1 protein-coding gene is annotated in these 245 nt (G+C 71.0%); it reads right to left on the bottom strand.

Annotated features, from left to right (window positions below; genetic code table 11):
* Positions 1–245 (bottom strand): putative sulfate exporter family transporter (locus ACQG3P_RS21730; protein WP_426806208.1); only part of this gene is annotated, 245 nt, incomplete at both ends.

The following is a 245-nucleotide window of genomic DNA, read 5'->3' as shown; positions in this document are numbered from 1 at the left end:
CCGCCAGGTTGATCCCCAACCCACCAACGAGCAGCCATGAAAACAGCAGCAGCGCCAGCAGCAGTGGCTTCGGCCCCGCCCGGCGCAGGGCGGACACGAGGGTGGTCAGGCCCAGCGCGGCCATCGCCATGGCCAGCAGCACGGTATCCAGGTCGATGGCCGCGCCGACCCCGGCGGGCGGCAGCAGGTGCAGCGAGTTGATGCCCGCCACCGCCCCGAAACCGAACGCAAACCAGGGCACCACG

This window comes from Stenotrophomonas sp. SrG, from assembly GCF_050031795.1.
Taxonomy (GTDB): Bacteria; Pseudomonadota; Gammaproteobacteria; order Xanthomonadales; family Xanthomonadaceae; genus Stenotrophomonas; species Stenotrophomonas rhizophila_A.
Note: the sequence above shows the minus strand (reverse complement) of the source record. Positions and strands in the feature narration are given on the sequence as shown.